The organism is Psychrobacter sp. 1U2, assembly GCF_051847575.1.
Map to the genome: position 1 here is coordinate 1 of NZ_JBPYDC010001225.1, position 661 is coordinate 661.

Sequence of the window (661 nt, forward strand, 5' to 3'; positions counted from 1 at the left end):
TCTATCACCGTTGTCACCACCGCCAAACCTATCCACACCGTTTGCGACGTTGGAGTTTTTTCAAACAGCTGCAGTCACAAAACGTTTTGACTTGGCAGCTTATGCGCTTAATTTAAATTTGCTTGATCCAAGCGTGCAACCAAGCCGTAGTATGGAGTTGTCTAAACGTCTTGATTTTTTGCTACATAGAAAGGATCTTTATGTTTTTAATAAATTGCCAGATCGTCCTGATGGTTTGATTGAATCCTCTATTGGTAGCAGTGATCCCCTGCATGGTGTTTCGCGCCGTGCCATTCAACTTGGTCATATTGATTATCGTGAGCATCGAATACCTATATTTGTCGAACGAGTAAAAGTCGAAGATAACGCTCCTGTTTGGGTGTTTTCTGCCCAAACCGTCAGTCATATTGACAAGCTTTATGACCAGTACAAACCTGCAAAGTTCGAAAGCTATTTGCCATCAATGCTTAAGCTGCGAGTCCTTGGCATTGCTGTTTGGGAGTTTTTGGCTTTATTTATTTTCTTTATCATGACGCTAGGACTGGGTTGGGTGGTTAGTAAACTTACTGGCCGTTTGATAGACCATTATACCAGTGATGAAAATGGCTCTTACATCGGTCGCAAAAAAAGTATCACAGACTTGGTCAATAAATTTACCGTG

1 pseudogene is annotated in these 661 nt (G+C 41.6%); it reads left to right on the top strand.

What is annotated here, in order from left to right:
- Positions 1-661: pseudogene (locus tag ACS8FD_RS21335) on the top strand (mechanosensitive ion channel family protein); the annotation flags it as partial.